Genomic DNA, 23289 nt, shown 5'->3' with positions numbered 1-23289 from the left:
CCACCAGCCAACCCGCCCGGCCGTCCTTGGTCGTGGTGACTAGCTAGCCGGTTTGCTCGGCTTTGTCGCGGGCCGCCGCGAGACGTTTCTTGGCCCCCTCAAGCCAGGATTCGCAATGATCGGCTAGCGCCTCGCCTCGTTCCCATAGGGCCAGGGAACGTTCAAGGGTCACTCCGCCGGCCTCAAGCTGGCTGACGACCGAGACGAGTTGCTCGCGTGCCTGTTCGTACGACAATTTGCTGACGTCTTGATCTGCTGTCGGGTCGTTGGCAGCAGATCCGGTGGGCTGGCTCATGGGGTGTCCTCTGGATTGGTGATGTGGGGGTGGCTGGATGCGAGGGTTGAGGCGGCGAGTTCACCGCGCGCCAGACGGATCTTGAGCAGGGACCCGGGAGGAGTCGACGCGGCATCCCGCGCGATGGACCCATCCTCAAGCTGGACCACCGCGTAGCCGCGGTCGAGGGTGTTCTGCGGAGAAAGTGACCGGATCTGGGAACGAAGGTGGTGCACTCGGTCCGTGTCGCGCGAGACGGCCGACGACACCGCGAGCCGGGCGCGCCCTCGTAACCTCTCAACGTCATCCACCCGTACCGACACCATCCCCTCAGGCTGGGCCAACACTGGCCGCGAACGGAGGTGGGTGAGCCGCTCGGTTTCCCTTGCAACGAGCGTTCCAATGGCCCGGGAGAGTTGCGCCCGAGACTGCCGGATCCGTTCGAATTCCTCAGCGACGTCGGGAACCACGCGCTTGGCTGCATCGGTGGGGGTGGACGCACGGAGATCCGCCACCTCATCAATCAGTGGTCGGTCTGCTTCATGCCCGATTGCGCTCACCACTGGAGTCCGGGCCGCTGCTACCGCCCGGACCATCTCTTCACTGCTGAACGGCAGAAGGTCTTCGAGTGAGCCGCCACCCCGGGTAATGATGATGACGTCCACAGTGGGCATGGCGTCCAATTCGGCCAGTGCCGCGGTCACCTGGCCGACGCAGCCAACCCCCTGAACCGCGACCTCCCGGATCTCGAACTCGACGGCCGGCCACCGCAGGCTGGCGTTTCGTAGTACGTCCTTCATCGCGTCCGAACCGCGCCCGGTGATCAACCCAATCCGGTGGGGGAGCAGAGGGAGGGGTTTACGGAGCCGTGCGGCGAACAGACCCTCGGCGGCGAGTGACTGCCGAAGCCGTTCAATCCGCGCCAACAGGTCACCGAGGCCCACCTGCCGGATCTGCCACGTCTGCATGGATAGGCGCCCGGTCTTCAGCCAGAAGTCAGGCTTCAGTTGGGCCACCACACGTGAACCGTGTTCGAGCGGCAGGTCCAGGCGGGACAACACGTTGCCGCGGATCGTCAACGGCAGCGACACCTCGGCGTCGACATCCCGTAGCGTCACGAAACACATATTGGACCGGCGGTTCACTTCAATAATCTGCCCTTCAACCCAGGCGGCCGGAGCGCGTTCCAGATGAGCCTTCAACTTCTCGGAGAGCAGGTGAAGGGGCCAGGGCCGCTCGGCCGTTGTTTCGGCCGCGGTGGCAGGAAGAGTCGTGGGCTGAGATGGGTTTACACCAGCCAGGTCCTGGCTCTGGAGGCGCACACCGTTGGAACCGTTGCGCGGCTGCACCGCGCCGTCGTCATTCATCAGTTGACACTCCCAACGCTTGTGGCTGGAACAAGGCGTGGCGTTGCACCTTGTTCCCTTCATGTTTATCAGCTTGCGCCCCCGGCCGGGTCCACACAGACTCGGTGTGGAGGAAGAGTCCAGCTGGCCGGGGCATAATCAATACTTCTCTCACTACAAGGCAGGACAGAATATGCGGACGTTTGGTGCGGCGTTTTTCACGCTGGTAGCGCTGGTGCTGGCCGGGATTGCCCTGCCGGGTGCCTGGATCGACAGGAACTTCGTGCAGGTGGACGGTTTCGTTGAGCTGGCCGGACCGCTTGGCTCTGATCCCGAGTTTCAGGCGCAGCTAACGTCAGCCCTAGCCTCCGAAGCCACCGCAAATGCTGGACTTCCCGAGGCCCTGACCGGCATTGTTGAACCGCTCATCGCGGAGGCGGCGGGCAACGTCGTTGGCCTGCCAGGCTATCCAGCGGCATGGAATGACACGTTGCAGCGGTCGCACGAGCTGAGTTTCCCGGCCGACGCCGACGTGTTCAACGGTGTTGACTCGCCCGAACCCGTAAGGCTCGATCTCGCCCCGGTTCTCGCCCTCGCCCTTGAGGAAGTGGGGACAAGACTGGGGGTAGACGTCCCGGCCCCGGAGCAGACCCTGGTGGAAGTCGCTTCACCGGAGCGGCAAAGCACTGTGGGCCAGCTTGCGGCCGTCGCGGGGCTGTGGCCGATACTGGGTGCCGGCGCGGTGGTGAGCGCACTGAGCGCCCTTGGGCTAGCCCGACGGCGGAGCACAACCCTGGCGTTCCTGGGCCTGGGCACGGCGGCCCTCGGGGTGCTCTACTGGGCGGGGGTCCGGGCCGCGCCAGAGATTCTGGAACGGGTGCGGGCCGAGCGCGGGGCATCTGAAGGTTCCATCTCCGCCCTGTTTCAGGACGGTTTGGTAGCCCGGGCCGCGGAGGTCAGCGAGCCGCTATGTCTGGCGGTCATCGGAGTGGGAGTGGTGTTGCTCCTGGTAGGGGTAGCATCCCGGCTGATCAGCGGCGGTCGAAGAACAACCGTGGCTTAGCTCTCAGCGGATCAGGGCCAGCTGTCTCGGGTCAGAGGGCCCACAACCGTTAGCATTGAGGGATGACCAGCACAGCAGTCTCAGTGCCCATGCCCTCGGTGCCCAGGAGGCGGCGCTCGCCTGCCGAGATCGACGCCGCGCAGCCCGTGTCGGGGGGACGCAAAGTCCTGCTCGCTGCACCGCGCGGCTACTGCGCCGGAGTGGACCGGGCCGTAATCGCCGTCGAGAAAGCTCTCGAACACTACGGCGCGCCGGTGTACGTGCGCAAACAGATTGTTCACAACCTGCACGTGGTCTCCACGCTTGAGGCCAAGGGTGCCATCTTTGTGGAAGAGAACGAGGAGGTACCCGAGGGTGCCCTGGTGGTCTTTTCCGCCCACGGCGTCTCGCCAGCAGTGATCCAATCGGCAGCAGACCGGGGGCTGCGCACCATCGACGCCACGTGCCCTCTGGTGACCAAGGTCCACAAGGAAGCGGTCCGCTTTGCGAGGGACGATTTCGACATCCTGCTGATCGGTCATGAGGGCCATGAGGAAGTAGAAGGCACCGCGGGGGAAGCCCCGGAGCACATCCAGATCGTCAACGGTCCGGAGGATGTGGACAAGGTGACGGTCCGCGACCCCGACAAGGTGATCTGGTTGTCGCAGACCACCCTTAGCGTCGATGAGACGATGCTCACCGTCAACCTGCTCAAGGAACGCATCCCCACCCTGCAGGACCCGCCGAGTGACGATATTTGCTATGCCACCTCCAACCGGCAGGCAGCGATCAAGAAGATCTCACCCAGCTCGGATCTGGTGATCGTGGTTGGTTCAGCCAATTCCTCCAACTCGGTACGACTGGTCGAAGTGGCCCTCGAATACGGCGCGAAGGCCTCTTACCGGGTCGATTTTGCGAACGAGGTGGACGAGAGCTGGTTCGAGGGCGTCTCAACCATTGGTGTCACATCGGGTGCATCTGTCCCCGACAATCTGGTCCAGGATGTATTGCGTCTCCTCGCAGACTATGGGTACGGCGACGTCGAGGAAGTGGTCACGGCCGAGGAGGACATCATTTTCTCGTTGCCCAAGGAAATCCGCGCCACCCTCAAGGCGATGGGGGATTCCACCAGCGGCATCGGTGGCAGGGGACCCCGGCCCAAGCGCTGAGGCCCGTCCTACGCGCTGCGGCGGTCGCCGTCGTTCCCTGACGCGTTATCCTCAAGCAGCTCGGGTGCGCTCAGGAGCCGTGGTGTTGACTCCACCGCTGGTACCCGGAGCGTGCTGGACGGCTGCGCCGGATCGGTCGACGAGCCGTCCAGGGAAGCGGAATCGAAGTCGTTGATGCGGCGGGCCGTTGGCAAGACCCGTGATTCAAGGGTTCCCACAAACGAGTTGTATTTCTCCACCGACGATTTCAGTGAATTGCCGAGCCTGGTCACGTGCTCTCCCATGGTGCCTAGCCGGTCATAGAGCTGCCGGGACAGGTCAAACAGCTCTTTGGCATTTTCGGTCAGGACATCCTGCCGCCAGCTGTACGCCGCACCTTTCAAAATGGCCAGAAGCGAAACCGGTGAGGCTAGTGCCACGTTGCGGGTGAAGGCGTAATCGAGAAGGCCGGGATCTGCGCGCAGCGCCGATGAAAGCACCGACTCTACGGGAATGAAACACACCACCAACTCCGGCGTGTTCTCCACGCCCTGCCAGTACCGCTTTCGTGCCAAGGCATCAATGTGGGCCCGCAGCGCTTTGGCATGCTGCTGCAGCAGGATCTCGCGCTGGCTGGCCGGCTGGCCGTCTCCACCGTCGGATCCCTCGGGCAACTCCTGGGCGTCAAGGAACGCAGCCAGCGGCACCTTCGCATCCACTACCAGCTGTTTACCACCGGGCAGCTGAACGATCATGTCGGGCCTGGCTGAGGTGTCTTTGGCGCCAGCGCTGAGCGTGATGGTTGTCTGCTCCAGGAAGTCGACGCGGGGCAGCATTCCTGCCGCCTCCACCACCCGTCGAAGCTGTACCTCCCCCCACTGGCCGCGGGCGCTGTTGCTCCGCAGTGCAGCCGTCAGCGAATGCGTGGTGGATAGGAGTTGCGCGTCCGAGTGCCGTGCCTCCCTGAGTTGTTCGGCGAGTTGCCCGAACTGCTCCACCCTGTCGCGTTCGAGGATCCCCACCTGAGACTGGAGATGAGTCAGCTTGTCGGCCACCGGTGCCAGCGCACGCAAGACCGACTGATCACCCGCTGACCGGGAGGTGAGCTCACGGTTTTGGGCGACCAGCATCCGGTTTTCCGCTGTTGCAGTAGCCAACGCGGCGTTGGTGCTCCCCAGACGCTCGCCGACGTCGTCGAGCTCCTCTGCCAAACGCTGCACCTTGAGCCGTGCCGCCCAGGCGACACCCACCGCCCCGAGGATTGCGCCGATGAGCACCGACAATACGATCAAAACCACAATGAATCCGTCCATGCCACCACCATCTCAGTCAGCACCGACATTCTGGTTCACCCGCCGCGGCGCGGTGGAAGCTGGGGCAAACGGTAGACTCTATTCCCGTGGCTCTTACTATTGGCATCGTCGGACTGCCCAACGTCGGCAAATCAACCCTATTCAATGCGCTCACCCGCAACAATGTGCTTGCTGCGAACTACCCGTTCGCGACCATCGAGCCGAACGTCGGGGTGGTGAGCCTGCCTGACGCACGGCTTGGCAAACTGGCCGAAATCTTCGGGTCGCAGCGCATTCTGCCAGCCACCGTTTCTTTCGTTGACATCGCAGGGATCGTCAAGGGCGCGTCGGAGGGCGAGGGACTGGGAAACCAGTTCCTGGCCAACATCCGTGAGGCCGAGGCTATTGCTCAGGTAATCCGCGTGTTTGACGATCCCGATGTGATTCACGTTGACGGCAAGGTCGATGCTCGTTCCGACATGGAGACAATCAACACCGAGTTGATCCTTGCTGACCTCCAAACCCTTGAGAAAGCCATTCCCAGGGTTGAGAAGGAAGTCAAGATCAAGAAGCGGGAACCGGCGCAGCTCGCAGCCATGGTTGCCGCGCAATCGGTGCTGGAACGTGGCGACACCATTTTCGCCTCGGTCGCCAAAGACAAGCTGGAGATGGAACATCTTCGCGAACTGAGCTTGCTTACCGCCAAGCCCTTTATCTACGTCTTCAACGCCGACGATTCTGTCCTAGGGAACGAGGAACGCGAGGCCGAGCTCCGCGAACTCGTGGCGCCCGCCGACTGCATCTTCCTCGATGCCAAGCTGGAGTCAGATTTGGTCGAGCTGGACGAGGAAGAGGCTCGCGAAATGCTCGAGATGAACGGTCAAAACGAGTCCGGTCTTGACCAGCTGGCACACGTTGGCTTCCACACCCTCGGCCTGCAGACCTATCTTACAGCCGGCCCCAAGGAAACCAGGGCGTGGACCATCACCAAGGGCGCGACCGCTCCCGAAGCTGCGGGAGTCATTCACACCGACTTCCAACGCGGCTTCATCAAGGCAGAGGTGGTCTCCTTCGATGATCTGGTGGACGCCGGATCGATGGCTGAGGCCAAGTCCCGTGGCAAGGTCCGTATTGAGGGCAAGGAATACGTTATGGCCGACGGCGACGTGGTGGAGTTCCGTTTCAACGTTTAGTATTCGCCTCTCACCACGGACCAAGTCGCTTCAGGGGGACCCGGGCTACGGGTCCGGATAGGGAGCTACCGCATCCTCTACACCGTCGACGACGTCCTTGTCGTTGCCGTGATCACATGTCTCTAAGACTCAGGCTCAGCTCGATTCCACCGATCAACTATCTTTCAGTCCGAAATGACGCGGCCGGGTCAGTAACCTGGCGAGGCACTTTGTATATATGAATATGACGTTGTAAAGCCGCTTATCTGCCTGCGGACATGGCTTCCGCCTTCCGTCCTGCGAAGTAGGCCTCTCACTCCTCTTTGGACATTGAGCACGACCAGTGCACCACTTCCTGCGTCAGGTGAGGGACATGACCTCGTAGGTATGGCCTGCGGCGCGCAGCCTCTCCACCAGGACGTTACCGAAGGCGGTCGCCGGGGTCAGCGATCCTGCGGCGGGCGGCAGACGGTCGCCGTCGAGGGCAAGTGAGAGCGCTGCCTCCCCGGCCATCACGGCGGTGGCAGCGTATCCCGGGTCGCCGGGCCCGGCTGCGACGGCCCGGTACCGCCGGCCGCTCTCCGTGGAAGCAGTCACCCGAGAATGGAACCAGCCTGAGCGCCGCGCGGCCTCGCTCGGGCCCGCACCAGGCGACGGAAGGACGCGGTCCAGTAGTTTCCTCGTGAAAGGTAGGGCCAGTGCGGCTCCGAACACCCGTATGCCAAGCGCCGTCGCTCCGGCGATGACGGCGCCGACGGGCCCCCGCCCCATACCCATCACTTCGCCGTACCGCAGGGACCTACCGTAGGCCCAACCCTGCAGGGCATTGCTGCGACGGACGATCCGCGTATTCGCCGACGCCATGATGAAGGGCGCGGCCCACAGGCCGTCCTCCGACCGGCCGACCCACCCCAGATCCGACGGCTGCCTGTTCGAGGGCTCCGCCGTCCGGTCCGGACTGAGGGAGTAAGGATCGCCCGCGAGCGATCGCAGCACAGGGTCCGCCCGCATACCGTCGAGCTGCCCACGCATGGAGTCGATAGTGCCGCCGCTAAAGCCGCCCTTCGCCCTGGCGACGAGCTGCACCTCGGTCAGTCCGCCCGCACCATCGGCCTCCGCGGCCTGGTGCAGGAGGAGCACCGCGAGGTCGGACGGGACGGAGTCGTAGCCGCACGCATGGACGATCCGTGCACCTGTAGTCCTTGCCAGGGCGTCCCAACGGTCGATGGCTTCACGGACGAAGGACACCTCGCCCGTCAGGTCCCCGTAATGGGTGCCGGCACGGGCGCACGCCTCGACAACCGGCAGCCCGTACTTCGCGTAGGGACCCACCGTGGTGAAGAGAACCCTGGTGCCCGCGGCCAGCGCCGCGAGCGAGTCAGGGCGCCCCGAATCCGCCTCAATGAGGGACCAGTCCTGTGCGGCGACGGGCAGCCTGGACCGTACGGCCTCGAGCTTCACCCTCGACCTCCCCGCGAGTCCCACGCGCAGGTCTGGTGGAGCGTGGTCCGCAAGATATCCGGCGATCAATTCACCGACAAAGCCGGTCGCACCGAAGAGGACGATGTCGTGATCGCGCGGTGGTGCCTCCATGCCAGCAGTCTTCCACAGCAGAGGCCGAACCGGCTCCGGGAAGCGACTTCCTCCTGTAGCTGAAGCGCCCCGTCACCCCGAAACCAGATCACAGATCGTCACTGGATCCCGAGGGGCGACGCCCTGACCAGCGGGAGGGAGCATGGGCGGGCCTTCACCTTGCCTGGAAGCTCTGCCGCCGGCGGGGACTTTTGGCCCTGTCCGGAGAAGCGGATGCAAGAGACCCTGTTGTCTCCGGACCGCGTCGGATCATCGAACGCCATAAAAAGCGTTCTTCGACGCGGAAGCGAGGAGGCAGATCAACATGCGGGCGAAATCGCCATGGGACTGCTGATTTTCAGTCGCGGCCGATCCGTCAAAGAGGGTCTGGCCGGTGCCATCGTCTTCTTGAATGCTGATACACCGTTGGGAATCTGGACGCTGCCCAATCTTGTGCTTGCTGGTGGCCTGGCATGGCTGCTGAAGGAGGAGTACCCGACGAGCGTGTGGCATTCACTTCGTTCACCCTCGCATCGCAAAGTCATTCAAGGAACAGTTTCGTGAAGCTGGCGAAGGAGGAGCTCACCGTTGCCCTTGAGGATATCGGGGGCACGTCATGGTGGGCGAGCATCCTGACAACGCTCGGGTCCCAATACGGAAGCACTCATCTGCGGTTCGTGGGTCAAGTCGACGGAAAGGCTCGTTACAAGAGCTCGACGTTTCCTTCAGCAAGGTCGGTCCCCCCGGTGCCACCACAGGAGAGCTGGTCCCCGGGAATGGACGCAGCACTGGCAGAACTGAAGCGGGATCTAGCAAGGGACGGCTGGAAACAAGTCTCAGGGGGCCAGGACCCCAGCTCCCTCCGATACGAGCGTTAATGACATGTCATCCCGCGGATGATTAGAAAAGGGGTCGTCGGCGCGCTCGTGCAGTGAACGATTGCGCGGATTGCCAAGACTCGCCCCGGACAAGGACGCCCGGTGAAATATTTGCAGGACAGTGTGAGCATCTCCCTCAGGCCTGGGAAGGGACGATATCCGCGCGTTGGAATGACGGTTCTAACCGCGGCAATCTGGTGGAGTTCCGTTTCAACGTTTAAATAGATTCTTGCGGACTGGCCACTCGCTGCTTCATGTACATCAGTGTTACCAAAATGTACAATGAAGACATGTCTACTGTGAGCGTCGCAGATGCGCGCAACCATCTTTCCGACGTCATTGCCCGTTCGAAGAGCGAAGCTGTGTTCATCGAGCGTCGCGGTCAGCGCGCCGCCGTGATCGTTAGCCCCGAGCAGTATGAGCGGATGCTGGATGCGCTCGAAGATGCCGAAGATGTTGTTGCGTTCGACGAGGCAATAGCTGAGGAAGGTCCCAATATTCCCTGGGCCCAGGTAAAGGCAGATTTAGGCTGGACGTGAGCTACCAAATCGAGCTGCGCCCTGCTGCAGTTCGTGCTTTGAGGCGCATCGATCATCAGGATCGCGACCGCATTCGTGGTGCGATTGCGCTTCTTGGGGAGGATCCGCGGCCGCCAGTGGCCAAGTCGCTTCAGGGGCGGACTGGGCTCCGGGTGAGGGTAGGGAACTACCGCATCATTTACACCCTCGACGACAACGTTCTTGTCGTTGCCGTGATCACGGTCGGCCACCGCCGCGACGTCTACGGTCCCCGAGCGCAGCAAGTGGATCCTCTTCTGTGATTGTCGCGTGGGGGATCGAGATCTCTTATTCCGTGTCGGAATGTCGCACCGTTACCGTACAGGACTGCCCAAGGGGTGGGGTTATCCACATATAGCCAATGCCAGCGAGTGAAAGTGTCTTGATGGGCTCAGAATCGTCGTATGGGTATTGGATACTACGCATACGCGTTCGATAGCGAGCAGACCGAGAGGGCGCTCAGCGACCCACTCACCGTGATCGGATCCGACCCGCTCGCAGACGTTCTGGGCCTCGAAGAGGGCTTCACGCAGGGTTCCACAGATTTTCGGCGATCCGTTCCGGAGCGTGACCTTCTGTACCTTGATAAGGCGTGGTTGTGTCTGCAAAGGCTCACCGCTCCGCCCGGTGCAGGTGATAGAGCCAGACCGGCCTATCGAATGTTTGAAGGACACGTGACCTACCTCGACAATGGTTTCACCTGGCGCCCATGGCTGCGCGCCCTCCCACCGGACGAGGTTGAACTAGTCGCCCGGGATGTGGAGATGATTGGCGACCACGACATCGAAGCGGGTTTGGAGGGGGTCCACTCGTCCCAGAGGCTGGAGTCCGAGGTTGCCTATGCAACCGAGTTCCTTCATCGAGCCAGAAACTTCGTCCAGGCTGTGGCATCGGAGGGGCGTGGATTCGCCTACATGATTGGGTGACCTACTGTTTACCTGAGTTTCAGACAAGCAGTATGGGAGGTCGCTGGCCGTCGCATTACTGGCTGCTGGCGCCCATGGGGTATTCGCTGCCGAAGCAGGACCAAAGTCTCTGTTCCGATGAAACCCTTAGCCGTAGCTTCAAAGTGCGGTCCCGCGATGGGGCGATGCCGCATCCAAGGGGGCATCATGACCAGGCTTTCAGCATTCGGGGTTCTCGCACTCTCCGGTCTCATCGTGCTCACGGGTTGTTTCGGCCCACCGGTCGCCGTCCCGACGAGCGACCCCGCCAATCCAACCCCGACAGTAAGCCCGTCCGTGACGACGGCTAGCCCGCCTGCGCCGAGCACTCCGTCGGCCGCCCCTACCTCCACCGCTGCTGTACCGCCGTCCTCCGCCCCCGCGAGCCCGTCCGAGACGGCGGAACCAACGCCCGCCGGACTTCTGGAGCAGGTTGCTCCGCTGACCATCTACTATGTCGCTGTCGATGACAACGGTGTTTCAGGACCTTTGATCGGCTGCGGTGACAGCCTCATCGCTACGACCACGGCCCCCGTCCGGTTCACGGACCAGGTGGGTCCCAGCATGGAGACCCTGCTCGCAAACAAGAGTCGCGATGTCGGCATGTCGGGGCTCGTGAACGTCCTGTACCAGTCGAGTCTCACGTACGTCGGCGGCGAGCTGAACGGCAACACCATCACGATCTGGCTCACCGGGCAGTTCATGCTCGGGGGTGTCTGCGACATACCGCGCGCTAAGGCGCAACTCGAATACACGGCCATGGCCGCTGCCGGTGCCACTAGTGCCCGGGTGTTCGTCAACAACCGCCTGATTGATGAGGTGCTCAGTCTCAGGTAGGGCACGGGCACGGGATCGCCGGTTGCCGTGGCGCAAGTCGTCCTTGGTTGGTGAGGCGTGGAGTGCGAGCCGAGGGAACTGACTATGGCGCGGTCTGGGACATGATGATCGTCGATCTGCCAGCGATTAGCCGACAGGTTCAGTCGCTCGCAGCAAAGTGAGACCGCGAGCCCCCGCCGGGAAAGTAGCGGGGCCCGCCGGGGAAAGGGCCGAGCACGGTTGGACGCTCATTTCTCAGGGTGAGGACTGCTAGCCTCACACCATGCGCAAGACACCGGTACGAGGGTCCCACACCGACGGAGGGGAACGCGTTCTGATCCTGTCCGCAGGGGTCGGAGCGGGACACAACAGCGCCGCGGCGGCGCTACAGCAGGAGTGCGCTGGGCGCGCCGACATCGCCGAGGTACAGGTTTTGGACGTGCTCCAGGTGAGTAGCGTGCTCTACCGCGCCTTGCTGGGGAAAGGCTACTTCGTGCTGGTCGAGGGCCTGCCATGGCTGGTGGATTGGGGCTACGACCTGAGCGACCGGCCATTCCGGCGCCGCGGTCCAATCGACCCGTGGACACGGGCGAACGCCGTTCCGGTGATCGATGAGATCAAACGGTTCCGGCCGACCGCTATCGTGTGCACGCATTTCTTGCCGGCCCAGCTCCTTTCGTCGCTGCTCCTTCGCGGTGTGACTGACGCGAGGACCGCTGTCGTAACCACGGACTACGACTTCCAGGGCCTGTGGCTTCCGGGCGCATTCCACTCGCTGTTCGTGGCCAGGGAGGAGGCAAGAGTTGAGCTGATGGCGCTCGGACTCCCTCCCGACCGCGTCGCAGCCACAGGCATCCCGATCGCCAAACAAATTGATGGTGCGTCCGAGCCCATGAGCGATACCAATGAGCCTCCGATGCTGCTGATCTCGGCGGGCGCCACCGGCGGCGACTATGCGGTCTCGGTGGTGCGGCAGACGATGCACATGCGCTCGTCGTTCACAGCTACGATCATCTGCGGACGCAACGATGCGCTGCGGCATCGCATCGAACAGCTGGTGGCGCCCGCTGGCGACCGCTACCGCGTGCTCGGCTTCACGGAGGAAATGCCGCAACTGCTGCGCCGCGCCGACCTGTTCGTGGGAAAGCCGGGCGGGCTGTCGGCGTCGGAATGCATGGCTGCAGGGCTGCCCATGGTGCTGGTGAACCCCATCCCGGGGCAGGAGGTTCGCAACGGGGACTACCTGATGGAGCAGGGGGCAGCTGTGCGCTGCAACACCGCCGCGACGATCGGCTGGAAGATCGACGAGGTGCTCCGAGAGCCGGGCCGGCTGCAGCGGATGCAGGCGGCGGCGCGGAAAATCGGCCGCCCTGACGCCGCCGCGGACGTGCTGATCGGCCTGCTGGAAGGGCCGTCACGTCCGCTGATCGTTACCCGCGCAGCGCAGAAGACTATTCTCGCCGCGAGCGAGCAGCGCATCGTCGCCACCGACCTGACGGGGCCGTCCGCGCTGGTCCGGCTTGTCGACGCGACTGCGGGAAGCACAGTCGCGCTGCTGCAAGCCGAGGAGCTGGACGATCTACAGAAGCGGTACGGGACTAAGGACGGGGGCCTGGTGCTGCGGCGCGGCAAAGCGCCGCCGTGGCCCAAATGGGAGGCCCGGCGGTTGCTCCGCGCCCTGCTGCGGGGCGACAAGGCACTGCCGGTCCGCGTGGAAGAGGTGTCAGAATCCCCGGCCGTCCTTCCCGAGTGACTCTTGTTATGGCAGCCAAGGTTCCCGCGATCCATCGCGTATCACTGGGAGCCCGCACCTGGTTCGAGAAACTCCATGATTAGCAGTACCGACCTTGAGGATGGTGAAGCGATGTCAATCGACGCGGTTATGCCCCGGACGATGACTTACGAGGATCTGGTACTCCGGGCCCGGGCCCTGGCGGGCAGCGGGAAGAGAAGCATCCTCGGTATTGCGGGAGCGCCGGGGGCTGGTAAGTCGACGCTCGCGGAGCGACTGGTAGCGAGCCTAGGACCCGGCGTCGCAGTCCTCGTTTCAATGGACGGCTTCCACTATGCGAACCGGGTTCTGGAGGACCTCGGTCGTGGCTCCAGAAAGGGTGCCATCGACACCTTCGACGACGGCGGCTATTCCGCTCTCCTGGAGCGCCTGCATACGCAAACCGGCGACTCCGAGCCTTACATCTACGCTCCGGAGTTTCGCCGGGAACTGGAAGAACCCATCGGCTCGGCGATTCCTGTGCACTATGACGTGCCCCTGGTCGTCACCGAAGGCAACTATTTGCTCCAGCCCACCGGACACTGGCCACGTGCGCGTTCCGTGATGGAAGACACCTGGCACCTCGCCCCGCCGGAAGAGGTACGACACCAGCAACTGATCAAACGCCATGAGCTATTCGGGAAGACTCATGATGAGGCCAGGGCGTGGGCCAGGGGGACCGATGAAGTTAATGCACGCCTGATCGCACAAAGCGCGAAAAATGCGCATCTCGTCGTGCGTCTGGATTCGACGACTGGCTAGTTCAGCTCCGGCTGTCCTCGCCCTCAGACGGCAGCGTCCATCCCGCGGATCTTCAACCGCTCGCGCTGGTTGGGATTCACCGACTCGCGGAACGGCATCTCGACCACCTCGGCGGTGACCGGCTTTCCGGGCTCCGAGGCATAGGAATCGGGCAGGTGTACCCACAACTCGGTGCCGAGCGCAGTGAGATCAATAGGGACAAATCCCATCGCAATGTTGACGCCGAGTTCGGGGGAATACCAGGGCGAGGTGACGTAGCCAATCGGATCGCCGTCCTGTGCTGCGCTGATCAACCAGAAATCGGGCGCATAGTCGTCGATCGGCTGACCACCGAGCCTCATGCCTACGAGGGTGTGGGTATACGGGGGTGAGCCGGCTTCCAAGGCGTCACGGGCCGCCTCCAGTGCTTCTTTCCCGATGTAGTCCGTGGTCTTCTGTCGGGGAATCTGATAGCCCAGATTCACCTGAAACGGCAACGTCTCGGCATCCATATCCTGACCCCAGGACAGAATTCCCGCTGCAATCCGTCGGTGGTGTGCCGGAGCAACCACCATGAGGTTGTGGCGTTGGCCTGCCTCCAGAACGGCATTCCACAGTTTCTCCGCGTGCAGGGTTGCATCGCGGAGATAGATTTCGTACCCCTTTTCCCCGGTGAAGCCGGTCTGCGAAACAATGACCTCACAACCGCCAACCGACGAGGACAGTAACCCGTAGGAGGGAATTTCTGCGGCTGCCGGCCCAATCAGGTCCACCATGAGGTCAACAGATTTGGGTCCCTGGATTTGCACCGGTGAAACGTCGATTTCCCCGATACTCACGTTGAAGCGCTTGCCTACATTGACCCCCTGAAGCCATAGCCACAGGTCGGAATCGGAGAGACTGAACCAGAACTCGTCGTCGGCAACGCGGAGCAACACCGGGTCGTTGAGGATTCCAGCGGCTTCGTTGCACAGGATGACGTACCGCGCCCTCATCGGGGGAATTTTCTTGGCATCGCGTGTGATGACGAAGTCCACAAAGGCCTCCGCGTCCGGGCCCTTGACCTGGATCTGCCGCTCCACCGCAACATTCCACATGGTGACGTGGTTGACCAGCGCCTCATACTCGGCCATCATTCCGCCGTCTTCGGGACGAATGTAGCCTCTCGGGTGGTACATCCGGTTGTAGACCTGCGCACGCCAGCAGCCTGCTTCATAGGAAAGCTGCCAATACGGTGATTTGCGGACCCGGGTGTCGATCTGCAACTCCACCGGCGTCGGGCCCGATTGGCGGAGATTGATCGGAACCGTTCTGTCACGTTGGTCAACTGATGGGACGTTGTGATGCATGGTGAACTCCCTATCGACCAGCCCGGGGGAATTGCAAACCAAGGCAGTCGGCGTAGTCTCATAAGATGGAACTTCAGTCCCACATGATGAGTGTAGGGTGACCCCGATGTGGCGTGCAAGGGATTTCGCGAGGCCTTCTTATCGCAGGCTGCTTGAGACCGCCCGGTATGAAATCCTGCCTACCGCAGCCATTGCGGATGAGGTGATGGCGAATCTGCCTGTTGGCCGTCGGCTGACCATCACGGCATCGGCCGGAAAAGGGCTGACGGCGACCCTGGCGGTGACCGAAACCCTCAGCCGCGCCGGGTACCAGACCATTCCTCACGTTGCTGCACGAATGGTTCAGGGTCGGCAACACCTGGAGGAGATCATCGAACAGCTGGTGGCTGCCGGCGTCGACAGCGTTTTCATCCCGGCAGGGGATGCGCGGCCGGACAAGGACAGTTACGCGGGTTCGCTCGAATTACTGCAGGACCTCACTGCACTGGGACGGCCCTTCCGATCGGTGGGAGTCGCAGGCTATCCCGAGTCCCATCCGGTCATCGCCGACGACGTCACCATTCAAGCGATGTGGGACAAGCGCAATCACGCCACCAATGTAGTGAGCAACCTGTGCCTGGACCCTGCGGTTATCGCTGCCTGGATTGAACGCGTGCGGAAGCGTGGCGTCCTCATGCCGCTGTGGATTGGCATGCCTGGGCCGGTTGAGCGATCGAAACTGCTGTCCGTGGCCACCAGGATCGGGGTGGGGGAGTCCACTCGGTTCCTTGCCAAGAACACGTCGCTCTTTGCACGCCTAGCAGCGCCCGGCGGCTACAGTCCGGAGCGATTCCTTGACCATCTTGCGCCTGCCTTGGTGAAACCCGAGTCCAGAGTCGAGGGGCTGCACATCTACACCTTTAATCAGGTGCGCCAGGCCGAAGAATGGCGGCGGAACCTCATCGGGCGCCTCGGAGGTCCCGTCAGCTGAGTGCGCCGGGGTCAGGAGCAGCTGCTTCCTTGCGTGCACGCCGCCCCAGGATCCGCGAAAGCAAACCGGCCTCGGCGACCAGTAGAGCGCCAATCTCCTGATGGGACTGCTCCAGCCTGAAAGCCGGACCTGATACCCCGATCGCTGCCAGAACCCTTCCATGGCTGTCACTGACGGGTGCGGCAAGTGCGTCCAGTCCCTCCTCAAGCTCGCTTCGGGTCAGCGAATAGCCCCGTTCCCGGACCCTCGTGAGCTCGCCTTCGAGGGCTGCGACATTCCGGACTGTGTTGGGCGTCCTCTGCTCAAGTGGGTCCTTGGGCAGGCGGAGCGCCCCGAAGGCATACAGCACTTTGCCGAGTGCGGAGCAGTGCGGGGGCAGATTTACTCCCACCCAATTGGTTGTGCCAAGAATGTAGGTGGTGTCGGTCTGGGCTACGTGGACTACCGTGTCCCCGCGAGGGACACCAAGAGTCACGGATTCGCCGGTCTCCTCGGCGATTCGCTCAAGCATTGGTTGTGCGGCGGTGGCCAGCGACTCGACGCGGTCAAACCGGTGGGCGTAATGGGTGAACAGTGCGCCGCCCAGGAAGCGACCATCATGGTTGCGTTCCAGCATCCCGTTGCGTTCAAGTGCCTGAAGCAGTCGTGAAACGGTGGACCGTGCCAACCCAGTCTGGTCCACCAGCTCGGTGAAGGAGATCGGATCGTCGGCGCGGACCACCAGGGAGAGCAGCAGCGCGGCGCGGTCGATGGATTGAGAACCGTTCGTCACGTGCTGCCTCCTTTATTTACTTGCTGCAATTCTTCTCTGGTCCGCCCGAAAATTGTCCCCGACGGCCGGTCCAGACTCTACCAGCGGGGGCTTTCAGCTCGGGCGCCGGGCAGCGGATGTGCCGTTCCGGATCCGCGGTATGACGATGCACCGCTTGCGGAATTGGGGCGAACTCTTGACACCCGGATTCCCGACAAGGATTCTGAGAGGGCTTCGTGCGGTAGCAGGCGCGGCGGACGACGGCGAACCGCGGGTTGCAGGGAACGCGGACACCCCGGCGATGGAGGAGCAGAATATGAGTACCATTCCAACCCGGGCGCAGGCAGTGGTTATTGGTGCCGGCATTGTCGGTAACTCCCTGGTGCACCACCTCGCGCGGCTGGGCTGGCGGGATATTGTGCAGATCGACAAGGGGCCTCTCCCTAACCCCGGCGGGTCCACCGGTCACGCATCAAATTTCATCTTCCCCGTTAACCATCCCCGGGGTGTTACCGACCTCATCCTGGACAGCGTCCGCCAGTACAAGGACATGGGCGTGTTTACTACCTCCGGCGGGTTTGAGGTGGCACGCACTGAGGGGCGGATGGAGGAGTTGCGCCGGCGGATGTCCTCAGCGAAGGCCTGGGGTATTGATTCCGAACTTGTCACACCAGGGCAGATTCACGAGAAGGTGCCCTTCATTGATCCGTCGGTGCTGGTGGGCGGTTTCTGGACCCCCTCAGCTGGCGTTGTTGATTCGGTGCGTGCCGGCGAAATCATGCGCGAGCAGGCGTTGGAACTTGGGGCGCTGCAAGTCGTTTCCGGGGTCGAGGTGATCGGCCTCGACGTCGAGGATGGCCAGATTCGTCGCGTCAGGACATCCGGGGGAGATATTGAGGCCGCTACTGTCGTCATCGCATGTGGGGTGTGGAGTCCGCGAATCGCTGCGATGGCTGGGGCGTCCATCCCGCTGACGCCTGCCGTGCACCAGCTCATCAAGGTGGGTCCGGTGCCCCGGTTCGCAGCTACACCAGGGCAAATCTCGTTCCCCATCATCCGGGACATGGATACGTTCTGCTACGAACGCCAGCACGGTTCCGACATGGAGGTCGGTTCCTATGCACACCGTCCCATACTGCTCGATGCCGATGGGATTCCATCGATTGACGAGGCGGATCTCTCACCCACCGAAATGCCGTTTACCGCGGAAGATTTTGAGCCGCAGCTGAAGCAGGCCAGGGAGTTGATGCCTGAGATTCTGGGCAATCCGGATGTCAAGATCAATTACGCGATCAACGGGCTGCTCTCACTTACCGCCGATGGCGGGCAGGTGCTGGGGCAGACACCGGAGGTTGCGGGCCTTTGGTCTGCGGCCGCGGTGTGGATCAGGGAAGGTCCGGCCGTTGGTCGCCTGTTAGCTGAGTGGATGACTCACGGGAACCCCGGAATTGACCTCCACCACGCCGACGTCGCGCGATTTTACCCACACCAGCGAACCGGTGAGCATGTGAGGGCACGCGCAGCGGAGGGGTTCAACAAGACCTATGGGATTGTGCATCCCGGTGAGCAGTGGGCCAGCAACCGCAACCTACGGCTGGCTCCGATGCACTCCAGCCAGCGTGCACTTGGTGCGGCATTCTTCGAGGCCGCCGGCTGGGAACGACCCATGTGGTACAACTCCAACGAGGCCTTGTTGGGTGACTACGGTGATGCCGTGATGCCGAGGGAAGTTGAGTGGGACAGCCGGTGGTGGTCGCCCATCATCAACGCCGAGCACCTTGCGATGCGTGAGCGTGCGGGCGTCGTTGACCTGTCGGCGTTCGCGATTTTCGACGTCGTTGGTCCGGGTGCGCTCGCGGCAGTGCAGCGCACGGTCGTGGCGCAAGCCGACGTCGGGATTGGTCGCGTCATCTACACACCCGTGCTTGATTCCCGCGGCGGTATCCGTGCCGACCTCACGGTGATGCGACTCGGCGATGGTCACTTCCGTGTGGTTACCGGCGGGCTGACAGGCAATATCGACCGCAGGCGGTTCCAGGATCACCTGCCAGCCAATGGCAGCGCCCAGCTTGTCGACCAAACATCGGCCTATACAACGGTGGGACTTTGGGGGCCGCGTGCACGCGACATTCTTGGGGCGCTGACGGATCACGACATTTCCCATGAGGGCTTCCGGTTCAGCTCCTGCCGTGACATCGAGGTTGGCCCGCTCTCCGTGCTCGCATCCCGAATCTCCTACGTTGGCGAGCTGGGATGGGAACTCTACGTACCCATGGAGCAGGGCACGCGACTGTGGGACCTGGTCCGCTCGGCGGGGGCGCCACACGGCCTTGTTCCGGTGGGAATCGGTGTCTATGGAGGCACCGGACGGATCGAAAAGAGCTACCGGGCGCACGGCGCCGAACTGGACTCCGAACGCACCCTGGTCGAGGCCGGACTGATGCGGCCCCGCGTCAAGGATGCCGAGTTTACCGGCCGTGCCGCGTACCTTGCACAACGCGCTGGGGACCCCGCAGCCGTGCTCTGTTCCCTGACAGTGGACGACCACGTTTCTCCCAACGGGCGGCGCCGATACATGCTTGGCGGTGAACCAATCGTTGAGCGGGACGGCGCACCGCTAGTCGACGGGCACGGGCGGCGCTCATACGTCACCTCAGCGGGGTCCGCTCCCTCTCTGGGAAAGCATGTGCTGATGAGCTATCTTCCACCCGCCCTCGCAGTGGTCGGCACCGAGTTGGCCGTTGACTACATGGAAGACCGGTATCCCGTCACGGTGGCGGCGACCGATGCCACCCCTCTGTTCGACCCGGAAAACAAGCGGATCAGGGGGTAGCGACCCCGGCAGCTGCTTGCACACCGGGTCCACCCGCGGCACGCTTCATGCCGTAACCTAGAGAAGCCGCTGCCTGCCGGTGTTGGTCTCATATGCCGGAGGAACGAATGAAACGCGTGCGTCCGCGCCGATCCCAGCGGATTGTCGCTTTGGCCGTCGTTGCCCTCCTAGGAATCAGCGGCATTGCCGCCTGTTCCTTCGGGAACACCTCGAAGGGAAGCGGTTCCGATGACGCCGCTACCACTCCGGCCCGCATCAACGGTTACCGAAGCGTCGGCTATTTCCCCCAGTGGGGAGTCTATGGGCGACAATTCCCCATGAAGGCCCTTCAGGACTCTGGAGCCGCCGGAAACCTGAGTCACATCAACTACGCCTTCGGGAACATCCACCACGAGACGCTGACTTGCTTCGAAGCGAACAAGGCTCAGGGAAGCGGTCCGGACGGTTCTGACGGCGCCTCCGACGCGTGGGCGGACTACGGCATGGCCTACGACGCGGCTGGCTCCATTGCCGGGATCGGTGACACAGCAGAGCAACCGCTGGCCGGATCCTTCAATCAGCTCCGGCAGCTGAAGGCAGCCAACCCGGGGCTGCGTGCGGTGATCTCACTCGGTGGCTGGACCTGGTCGAAGAACTTCTCGCGTGCCGCGGCGACCGACGAATCCCGCAAGGCCCTCGTCGCCTCCTGCATCGACCTGTACATCAAGGGCAACCTCCCGATGATCGAGGGCAGGGGAGGGGACGGTGCTGCGGCCGGCATCTTCGACGGCATCGACATCGACTGGGAATGGCCGGGTACCGATAAAGGGCTAGAGGGTAACGGTGTGGACCCCGAAAACGACGCCGAGAACTTCCGGCTGCTGCTGCAAGAATTCCGGGAGCAACTCGATGCCCATGGGGCTAACACGGGTGCCTCCTATTCCCTGAGCGCCTTCCTGCCAGCAAATCCTGAGGTTATCGAGGCCGGTGGCTGGAACGACCCCGAACTCTTTGAATACCTCGACTTCGGAAATATCCAGGGCTACGACCTGTGGGGAACGTGGGAACCGGGCCTCACCGGCCACCAGGGAAACCTTTTCGACGATCCGGAAGATCCACGCCCAGACGGCGAGCGTTTCTCAGTGGACCGGACCGTCAGTGCCTATCTCGACGCCGGAATCGACCCCGCCCAACTCGGTCTCGGGCTCGCCGCGTTCGGCAGGGGCTGGATGGGTGCTGACTCGGCGGAGCCTTGGGGCGAAGCCACCGGACCCGCGCCGGGCGGTGAAGAACCGGGCCTGGAGGATTACGACGAGCTGCGAGAGGTCGGTGAGGAATTCACCGACACGACACTCGGCGCGGCCTGGCGGTTCGACGGCGACAAATGGTGGAGCTACGACAACCCCGAAACCGTGCGTCTCAAGAGCGATTACATTCTGGAGAAGGGGCTGGGCGGTGGCATGTGGTGGGACCTGGCAGGCAACCGGGACGGTTCGCTCCTGACCGTACTTTCCGATCAGCTGCGGGAAGCCTCACGAGGCCCGGCACGTGACAGGGTGATGCCCGAGACCACGGTGCAGCCACCCAGTCCGCCAACCATCACCCCCGGCACAACCACCCCGGGTGCAACGACGGCGGACGCCCCACCGGCAGCCGACCCCTCGCTGTCGGCCCAGGAGGCTGCCGACGCCGAACCCGTGGCCTGGGAGGAAGACATGGTTTACACCGAGGGCCGCCGGGTGATCTTCGAGGGCGAGATGTACCGGACGCAGTGGTGGACCAGGGGTGATGTTCCCGGCGCCGAGCAATGGGGGCCGTGGCGGCCGGTGGGTGACTGACCGCCGACTGCAGGGCAACGCTGATCGTCGATCAGAGACCATTGCCGTCGTGCCCAATGACGGCCATCATCGAGTCAAGACCAAATATCTCATCTCATTCCCGAGCGAAGCGATGATGATCCCTGAAGAAGAGTTTCCCGCCGTCGTCGCCGCCTCTCACGCTGTGATCGTGGACGCCAAAGCTGCCGGCGTGTATGTGTTCGCGGGCGGGATCAACGAGAGCATCGATCCGGTGCTGATCTCTGCCGATGGCACTGCCAGCAGCGCGATCTACCCGGGCAGTGAACTCACGGGCAGGTTCACCGTGCTCGAGTTGCCCACGCGCGGCGACGCCGTCGAGTGGGCGAAGAAGATCGCGGTGTCCTGCCGTTGTTCCCAGGAACTCCGTGAGTTCATGTATGACCCGGGTAGCTAGCGGGCACCGGCAATGTTGTCCTTGGTGTTGTTGGTGACTATCCGCAGCAGGGGACGAAGCTTCGCCCAGTCATTCTTGAGGGCTTTGACCTGTGTCTGGTTTGCTGCGGGCTCCGCGTAGAGGGTGACCCCGCTGGAGCGGACCAGGACATGTCCGCCATATTGCTGTAAGGCCTCAGCGAGCGCATAACCCTCGGGCGACAGTCCAAGCGCACCCAGGTTGGTGCCATGAGGGAGGGCTAGCATCGAGCCCATCGGAATATTCCCGGTATAAGCCCGCGCTGAATCGCCGTCCTCTCGCCGTGCCGGCCAGACGCCGGTGCCGTTGTTGACGCTTTTGAGCTGCGCGTTGTCGATACCGATCGCGAGGCTGTGGTTGATGTCGAGGTTCTTCAGTTCGTCCTTCCGGATCAAGCCATGGAGATGGCTGATTCCAGAAGCCCGCGCCCCAGCTGTCATTCCCTCGCCGCGAATGTCGGTCTTCACGAGATAGCGGGCTGTCCACTCAGTCGCGGATATTCGTTGCATGCCCCAGGCCTCATAGGCGGTTCGGGCGTCGGGCTGGATGATCGACATATGTTGGTCAGTCCCACCCGTGGTGGTCGCGTTGAGCGGGATCCTGATGGAGTGGGTGCCACCGGCGTCGGCACGCACAGTGGCGACCGGATCGCTTTGCGAGGCTTGTTGAACCGAGATGGACCACCGTTCGCTGTTGACGTTGGTGCCGCCGGCGCGAAAGGTTGAGTGCCGTGGGTCAGAAGCGCTGGCGAACCTGATCGCAGGTCCCACCCGGGTGTTGGAGAACGCAGAGGTGCTGAAAGGGTAAAGCCTGAAATCTCTCGTCACAGGTGTAAGTGGCAAGCTGTGGTCGGGCGGCAGCTGGGGTGCGGTCCGGTACATAAAGGCCGCCATCGCGTCGCGGTTGACGGCTTGCAACGGTTTGAAGACGTCACCCGGGTACCCGGTAGAGATTCCGGTGGTCGCCAGCCAGCTGATTTCCTTGTAGAACTCGACGCCGACCGGAACATCGCCGAATGCTGCAGCCCGGGGCGGAGCGAACTGGGGGCTTACGGCAAAGCGGTAAAGGAAGGCCGCCATCGCATCCCGCTTAACTGGTTGCAGCGGTCTAAATGTCCCGTCGGACCAGCCGGTTGTGATCCCGGAGGAAGCCAACCAATGAATCTCCCTAAAAAACTGCGATCCCATGGGGACGTCGGCAAATCTCGATTGGCTGGGCGAGGCGAACGCAGGCTTGCCTGCCAGGCGGTAGAGGAAGGCCGCCATCGCATCCCGGTTGACGGGCTGCCCCGGCTTGAACGTACCGTCTGGGTAGCCGGTGGAAATGTCCTGGGTTGCCAACCAGGTGATTTCGGAATGAAACGGTGTGCCCAGCGGAACGTCGCTGAAGGCAGAAGCCGATGTAGCGGGCGGGGGAGCGATGAGGGTGCCAGCTACAACTACGAGGGCACACACCATGAGTAAGGCAGATCTGATCAACAACAAGCGGGTCTCCAAGGCAGAAGGTGCGCAACGAGGATCCGCTTCGCGAGAGTGAGCTGAAGTCGTGCCGCGACCGGAAGGACTGCGGCGGGTAGTCGACCA

Annotated in this window: 21 protein-coding genes; 14 read left to right on the top strand and 7 right to left on the bottom strand. The window is 62.9% G+C overall.

Annotated features, from left to right (window positions below; translation table 11 throughout):
- Positions 1 to 43: 43 nt before the first annotated feature.
- Complete coding sequence (locus ACX80T_RS07160; protein ID WP_019481602.1) at positions 44 to 295, bottom strand: exodeoxyribonuclease VII small subunit; 252 nt, start codon at positions 293 to 295, stop codon at positions 44 to 46.
- Entirely contained in the window at positions 292 to 1641 is a 1350-nt protein-coding gene (gene xseA, locus ACX80T_RS07155) for an exodeoxyribonuclease VII large subunit (RefSeq protein WP_019481603.1), read from the bottom strand. Before xseA ends, ACX80T_RS07160 begins: the two co-directional genes overlap by 4 nt.
- A 172-nt stretch (positions 1642 to 1813) precedes the next feature.
- On the opposite strand from xseA, the gene ACX80T_RS07150 reads away from it, so the two are divergent.
- Entirely contained in the window at positions 1814 to 2683 is an 870-nt protein-coding gene (locus tag ACX80T_RS07150; protein ID WP_019481604.1) for a hypothetical protein, read from the top strand.
- 62 nt (positions 2684 to 2745) lie between these two features.
- Complete coding sequence (locus tag ACX80T_RS07145) at positions 2746 to 3831, top strand: 4-hydroxy-3-methylbut-2-enyl diphosphate reductase (protein WP_019481605.1); 1086 nt, start codon at positions 2746 to 2748, stop codon at positions 3829 to 3831.
- Between the two features lie 8 nt (positions 3832 to 3839).
- Here the strand turns inward: ACX80T_RS07145 and ACX80T_RS07140 are convergent, their stop codons facing one another.
- Entirely contained in the window at positions 3840 to 5123 is a 1284-nt protein-coding gene (locus tag ACX80T_RS07140; RefSeq protein ID WP_019481606.1) for a DNA recombination protein RmuC, read from the bottom strand.
- 86 nt (positions 5124 to 5209) lie between these two features.
- On the opposite strand from ACX80T_RS07140, the gene ychF reads away from it, so the two are divergent.
- The gene (gene ychF / locus ACX80T_RS07135; protein ID WP_459304091.1) at positions 5210 to 6295 is read left to right on the top strand and encodes a redox-regulated ATPase YchF; all 1086 of its coding nucleotides are present in this window, start codon (positions 5210 to 5212) and stop codon (positions 6293 to 6295) included.
- Between the two features lie 339 nt (positions 6296 to 6634).
- Here the strand turns inward: ychF and ACX80T_RS07130 are convergent, their stop codons facing one another.
- Positions 6635 to 7867: a saccharopine dehydrogenase family protein gene (locus tag ACX80T_RS07130; protein WP_459304090.1), complete on the bottom strand. Its 1233-nt coding sequence runs from the start codon at positions 7865 to 7867 to the stop codon at positions 6635 to 6637.
- Positions 7868 to 8080: 213 nt separating this feature from the next.
- Here ACX80T_RS07130 and ACX80T_RS07125 point away from each other — a divergent pair, with 213 nt between their 5' ends.
- The 7 genes from ACX80T_RS07125 to ACX80T_RS07095 all read left to right on the top strand — a co-directional run bounded on the left by ACX80T_RS07125 (position 8081) and on the right by ACX80T_RS07095 (position 13574).
- A complete protein-coding gene (locus ACX80T_RS07125) occupies positions 8081 to 8410 on the top strand; it encodes a hypothetical protein (RefSeq protein WP_459304089.1) in 330 nt (109 codons plus the stop codon).
- A 604-nt stretch (positions 8411 to 9014) separates the two neighbouring features.
- Positions 9015 to 9263, top strand: coding sequence for a type II toxin-antitoxin system Phd/YefM family antitoxin (locus tag ACX80T_RS07120; protein WP_459304088.1), 249 nt, complete (start codon positions 9015 to 9017; stop codon positions 9261 to 9263).
- Positions 9260 to 9544, top strand: a complete 285-nt coding sequence (locus tag ACX80T_RS07115) for a type II toxin-antitoxin system RelE family toxin (protein WP_459304087.1) — start codon at positions 9260 to 9262, stop codon at positions 9542 to 9544. Before ACX80T_RS07120 ends, ACX80T_RS07115 begins: the two co-directional genes overlap by 4 nt.
- Positions 9545 to 9685: 141 nt before the next feature.
- Positions 9686 to 10207: a hypothetical protein gene (locus tag ACX80T_RS07110; RefSeq protein WP_459304086.1), complete on the top strand. Its 522-nt coding sequence runs from the start codon at positions 9686 to 9688 to the stop codon at positions 10205 to 10207.
- A gap of 186 nt (positions 10208 to 10393) precedes the next feature.
- Positions 10394 to 11062, top strand: a complete 669-nt coding sequence (locus tag ACX80T_RS07105; protein ID WP_459304085.1) for a hypothetical protein — start codon at positions 10394 to 10396, stop codon at positions 11060 to 11062.
- A 262-nt stretch (positions 11063 to 11324) separates the two neighbouring features.
- A complete protein-coding gene (locus ACX80T_RS07100; protein ID WP_459304084.1) occupies positions 11325 to 12794 on the top strand; it encodes an MGDG synthase family glycosyltransferase in 1470 nt (489 codons plus the stop codon).
- Positions 12795 to 12869: 75 nt separating this feature from the next.
- Positions 12870 to 13574, top strand: coding sequence for a nucleoside/nucleotide kinase family protein (locus ACX80T_RS07095; RefSeq protein WP_459304083.1), 705 nt, complete (start codon positions 12870 to 12872; stop codon positions 13572 to 13574).
- Positions 13575 to 13597: 23 nt separating this feature from the next.
- On the opposite strand, the gene ACX80T_RS07090 is transcribed toward ACX80T_RS07095, so the two are convergent.
- Positions 13598 to 14902, bottom strand: coding sequence for a glycine cleavage T C-terminal barrel domain-containing protein (locus tag ACX80T_RS07090; protein WP_459304082.1), 1305 nt, complete (start codon positions 14900 to 14902; stop codon positions 13598 to 13600).
- A 205-nt stretch (positions 14903 to 15107) separates the two neighbouring features.
- Between ACX80T_RS07090 and ACX80T_RS07085 the strand changes: the two genes are divergently transcribed.
- Positions 15108 to 15872 (top strand): methylenetetrahydrofolate reductase, encoded by a 765-nt coding sequence (locus ACX80T_RS07085; protein WP_459304081.1) that lies wholly within the window; start codon positions 15108 to 15110, stop codon positions 15870 to 15872.
- Here ACX80T_RS07085 and ACX80T_RS07080 read toward each other — a convergent pair.
- Positions 15865 to 16644 (bottom strand): IclR family transcriptional regulator, encoded by a 780-nt coding sequence (locus ACX80T_RS07080; RefSeq protein WP_459304080.1) that lies wholly within the window; start codon positions 16642 to 16644, stop codon positions 15865 to 15867. The genes ACX80T_RS07085 and ACX80T_RS07080 overlap by 8 nt on opposite strands.
- 295 nt (positions 16645 to 16939) lie before the next feature.
- On the opposite strand from ACX80T_RS07080, the gene ACX80T_RS07075 reads away from it, so the two are divergent.
- From ACX80T_RS07075 to ACX80T_RS07065, 3 genes are all read left to right on the top strand, one after another.
- Positions 16940 to 19456, top strand: coding sequence for a GcvT family protein (locus ACX80T_RS07075; RefSeq protein ID WP_459304079.1), 2517 nt, complete (start codon positions 16940 to 16942; stop codon positions 19454 to 19456).
- A gap of 107 nt (positions 19457 to 19563) precedes the next feature.
- On the top strand, positions 19564 to 21273 hold the full coding sequence (locus tag ACX80T_RS07070; protein WP_459304078.1) for a glycosyl hydrolase family 18 protein: 1710 nt from the start codon (positions 19564 to 19566) through the stop codon (positions 21271 to 21273).
- Positions 21274 to 21385: 112 nt separating this feature from the next.
- Positions 21386 to 21688 (top strand): YciI family protein, encoded by a 303-nt coding sequence (locus ACX80T_RS07065; RefSeq protein ID WP_459304143.1) that lies wholly within the window; start codon positions 21386 to 21388, stop codon positions 21686 to 21688.
- Here ACX80T_RS07065 and ACX80T_RS07060 read toward each other — a convergent pair.
- On the bottom strand, positions 21685 to 23163 hold the full coding sequence (locus ACX80T_RS07060; protein ID WP_459304077.1) for an S-layer homology domain-containing protein: 1479 nt from the start codon (positions 23161 to 23163) through the stop codon (positions 21685 to 21687). The genes ACX80T_RS07065 and ACX80T_RS07060 overlap by 4 nt on opposite strands.
- Between the last annotated feature and the right edge of the window lie 126 nt (positions 23164 to 23289).

It is taken from the genome of Arthrobacter sp. Sr33 (genome assembly GCF_054511195.1).
This window is presented reverse-complemented; position numbering and strand designations above follow the sequence as displayed.

What these genes read in the sequence shown, in the direction of transcription:
- ACX80T_RS07160 (WP_019481602.1), bottom strand. Translation starts at nt 295, where the DNA reads ATGAGCCAGCCCACCGGATCTGCTGCCAACGACCCGACAGCAGATCAA.
- xseA (WP_019481603.1), bottom strand. Translation starts at nt 1,641, where the DNA reads ATGAATGACGACGGCGCGGTGCAGCCGCGCAACGGTTCCAACGGTGTG.
- ACX80T_RS07150 (WP_019481604.1), top strand. Translation starts at nt 1,814, where the DNA reads ATGCGGACGTTTGGTGCGGCGTTTTTCACGCTGGTAGCGCTGGTGCTG.
- ACX80T_RS07145 (WP_019481605.1), top strand. Translation starts at nt 2,746, where the DNA reads ATGACCAGCACAGCAGTCTCAGTGCCCATGCCCTCGGTGCCCAGGAGG.
- ACX80T_RS07140 (WP_019481606.1), bottom strand. Translation starts at nt 5,123, where the DNA reads ATGGACGGATTCATTGTGGTTTTGATCGTATTGTCGGTGCTCATCGGC.
- ACX80T_RS07130 (WP_459304090.1), bottom strand. Translation starts at nt 7,867, where the DNA reads ATGGAGGCACCACCGCGCGATCACGACATCGTCCTCTTCGGTGCGACC.
- ACX80T_RS07125 (WP_459304089.1), top strand. Translation starts at nt 8,081, where the DNA reads ATGCAAGAGACCCTGTTGTCTCCGGACCGCGTCGGATCATCGAACGCC.
- ACX80T_RS07120 (WP_459304088.1), top strand. Translation starts at nt 9,015, where the DNA reads ATGTCTACTGTGAGCGTCGCAGATGCGCGCAACCATCTTTCCGACGTC.
- ACX80T_RS07110 (WP_459304086.1), top strand. Translation starts at nt 9,686, where the DNA reads ATGGGTATTGGATACTACGCATACGCGTTCGATAGCGAGCAGACCGAG.
- ACX80T_RS07105 (WP_459304085.1), top strand. Translation starts at nt 10,394, where the DNA reads ATGACCAGGCTTTCAGCATTCGGGGTTCTCGCACTCTCCGGTCTCATC.
- ACX80T_RS07100 (WP_459304084.1), top strand. Translation starts at nt 11,325, where the DNA reads ATGCGCAAGACACCGGTACGAGGGTCCCACACCGACGGAGGGGAACGC.
- ACX80T_RS07095 (WP_459304083.1), top strand. Translation starts at nt 12,870, where the DNA reads ATGATTAGCAGTACCGACCTTGAGGATGGTGAAGCGATGTCAATCGAC.
- ACX80T_RS07090 (WP_459304082.1), bottom strand. Translation starts at nt 14,902, where the DNA reads ATGCATCACAACGTCCCATCAGTTGACCAACGTGACAGAACGGTTCCG.
- ACX80T_RS07085 (WP_459304081.1), top strand. Translation starts at nt 15,108, where the DNA reads ATGGCGAATCTGCCTGTTGGCCGTCGGCTGACCATCACGGCATCGGCC.
- ACX80T_RS07075 (WP_459304079.1), top strand. Translation starts at nt 16,940, where the DNA reads ATGAGTACCATTCCAACCCGGGCGCAGGCAGTGGTTATTGGTGCCGGC.
- ACX80T_RS07070 (WP_459304078.1), top strand. Translation starts at nt 19,564, where the DNA reads ATGAAACGCGTGCGTCCGCGCCGATCCCAGCGGATTGTCGCTTTGGCC.
- ACX80T_RS07065 (WP_459304143.1), top strand. Translation starts at nt 21,386, where the DNA reads ATGATGATCCCTGAAGAAGAGTTTCCCGCCGTCGTCGCCGCCTCTCAC.
- ACX80T_RS07060 (WP_459304077.1), bottom strand. Translation starts at nt 23,163, where the DNA reads ATGGTGTGTGCCCTCGTAGTTGTAGCTGGCACCCTCATCGCTCCCCCG.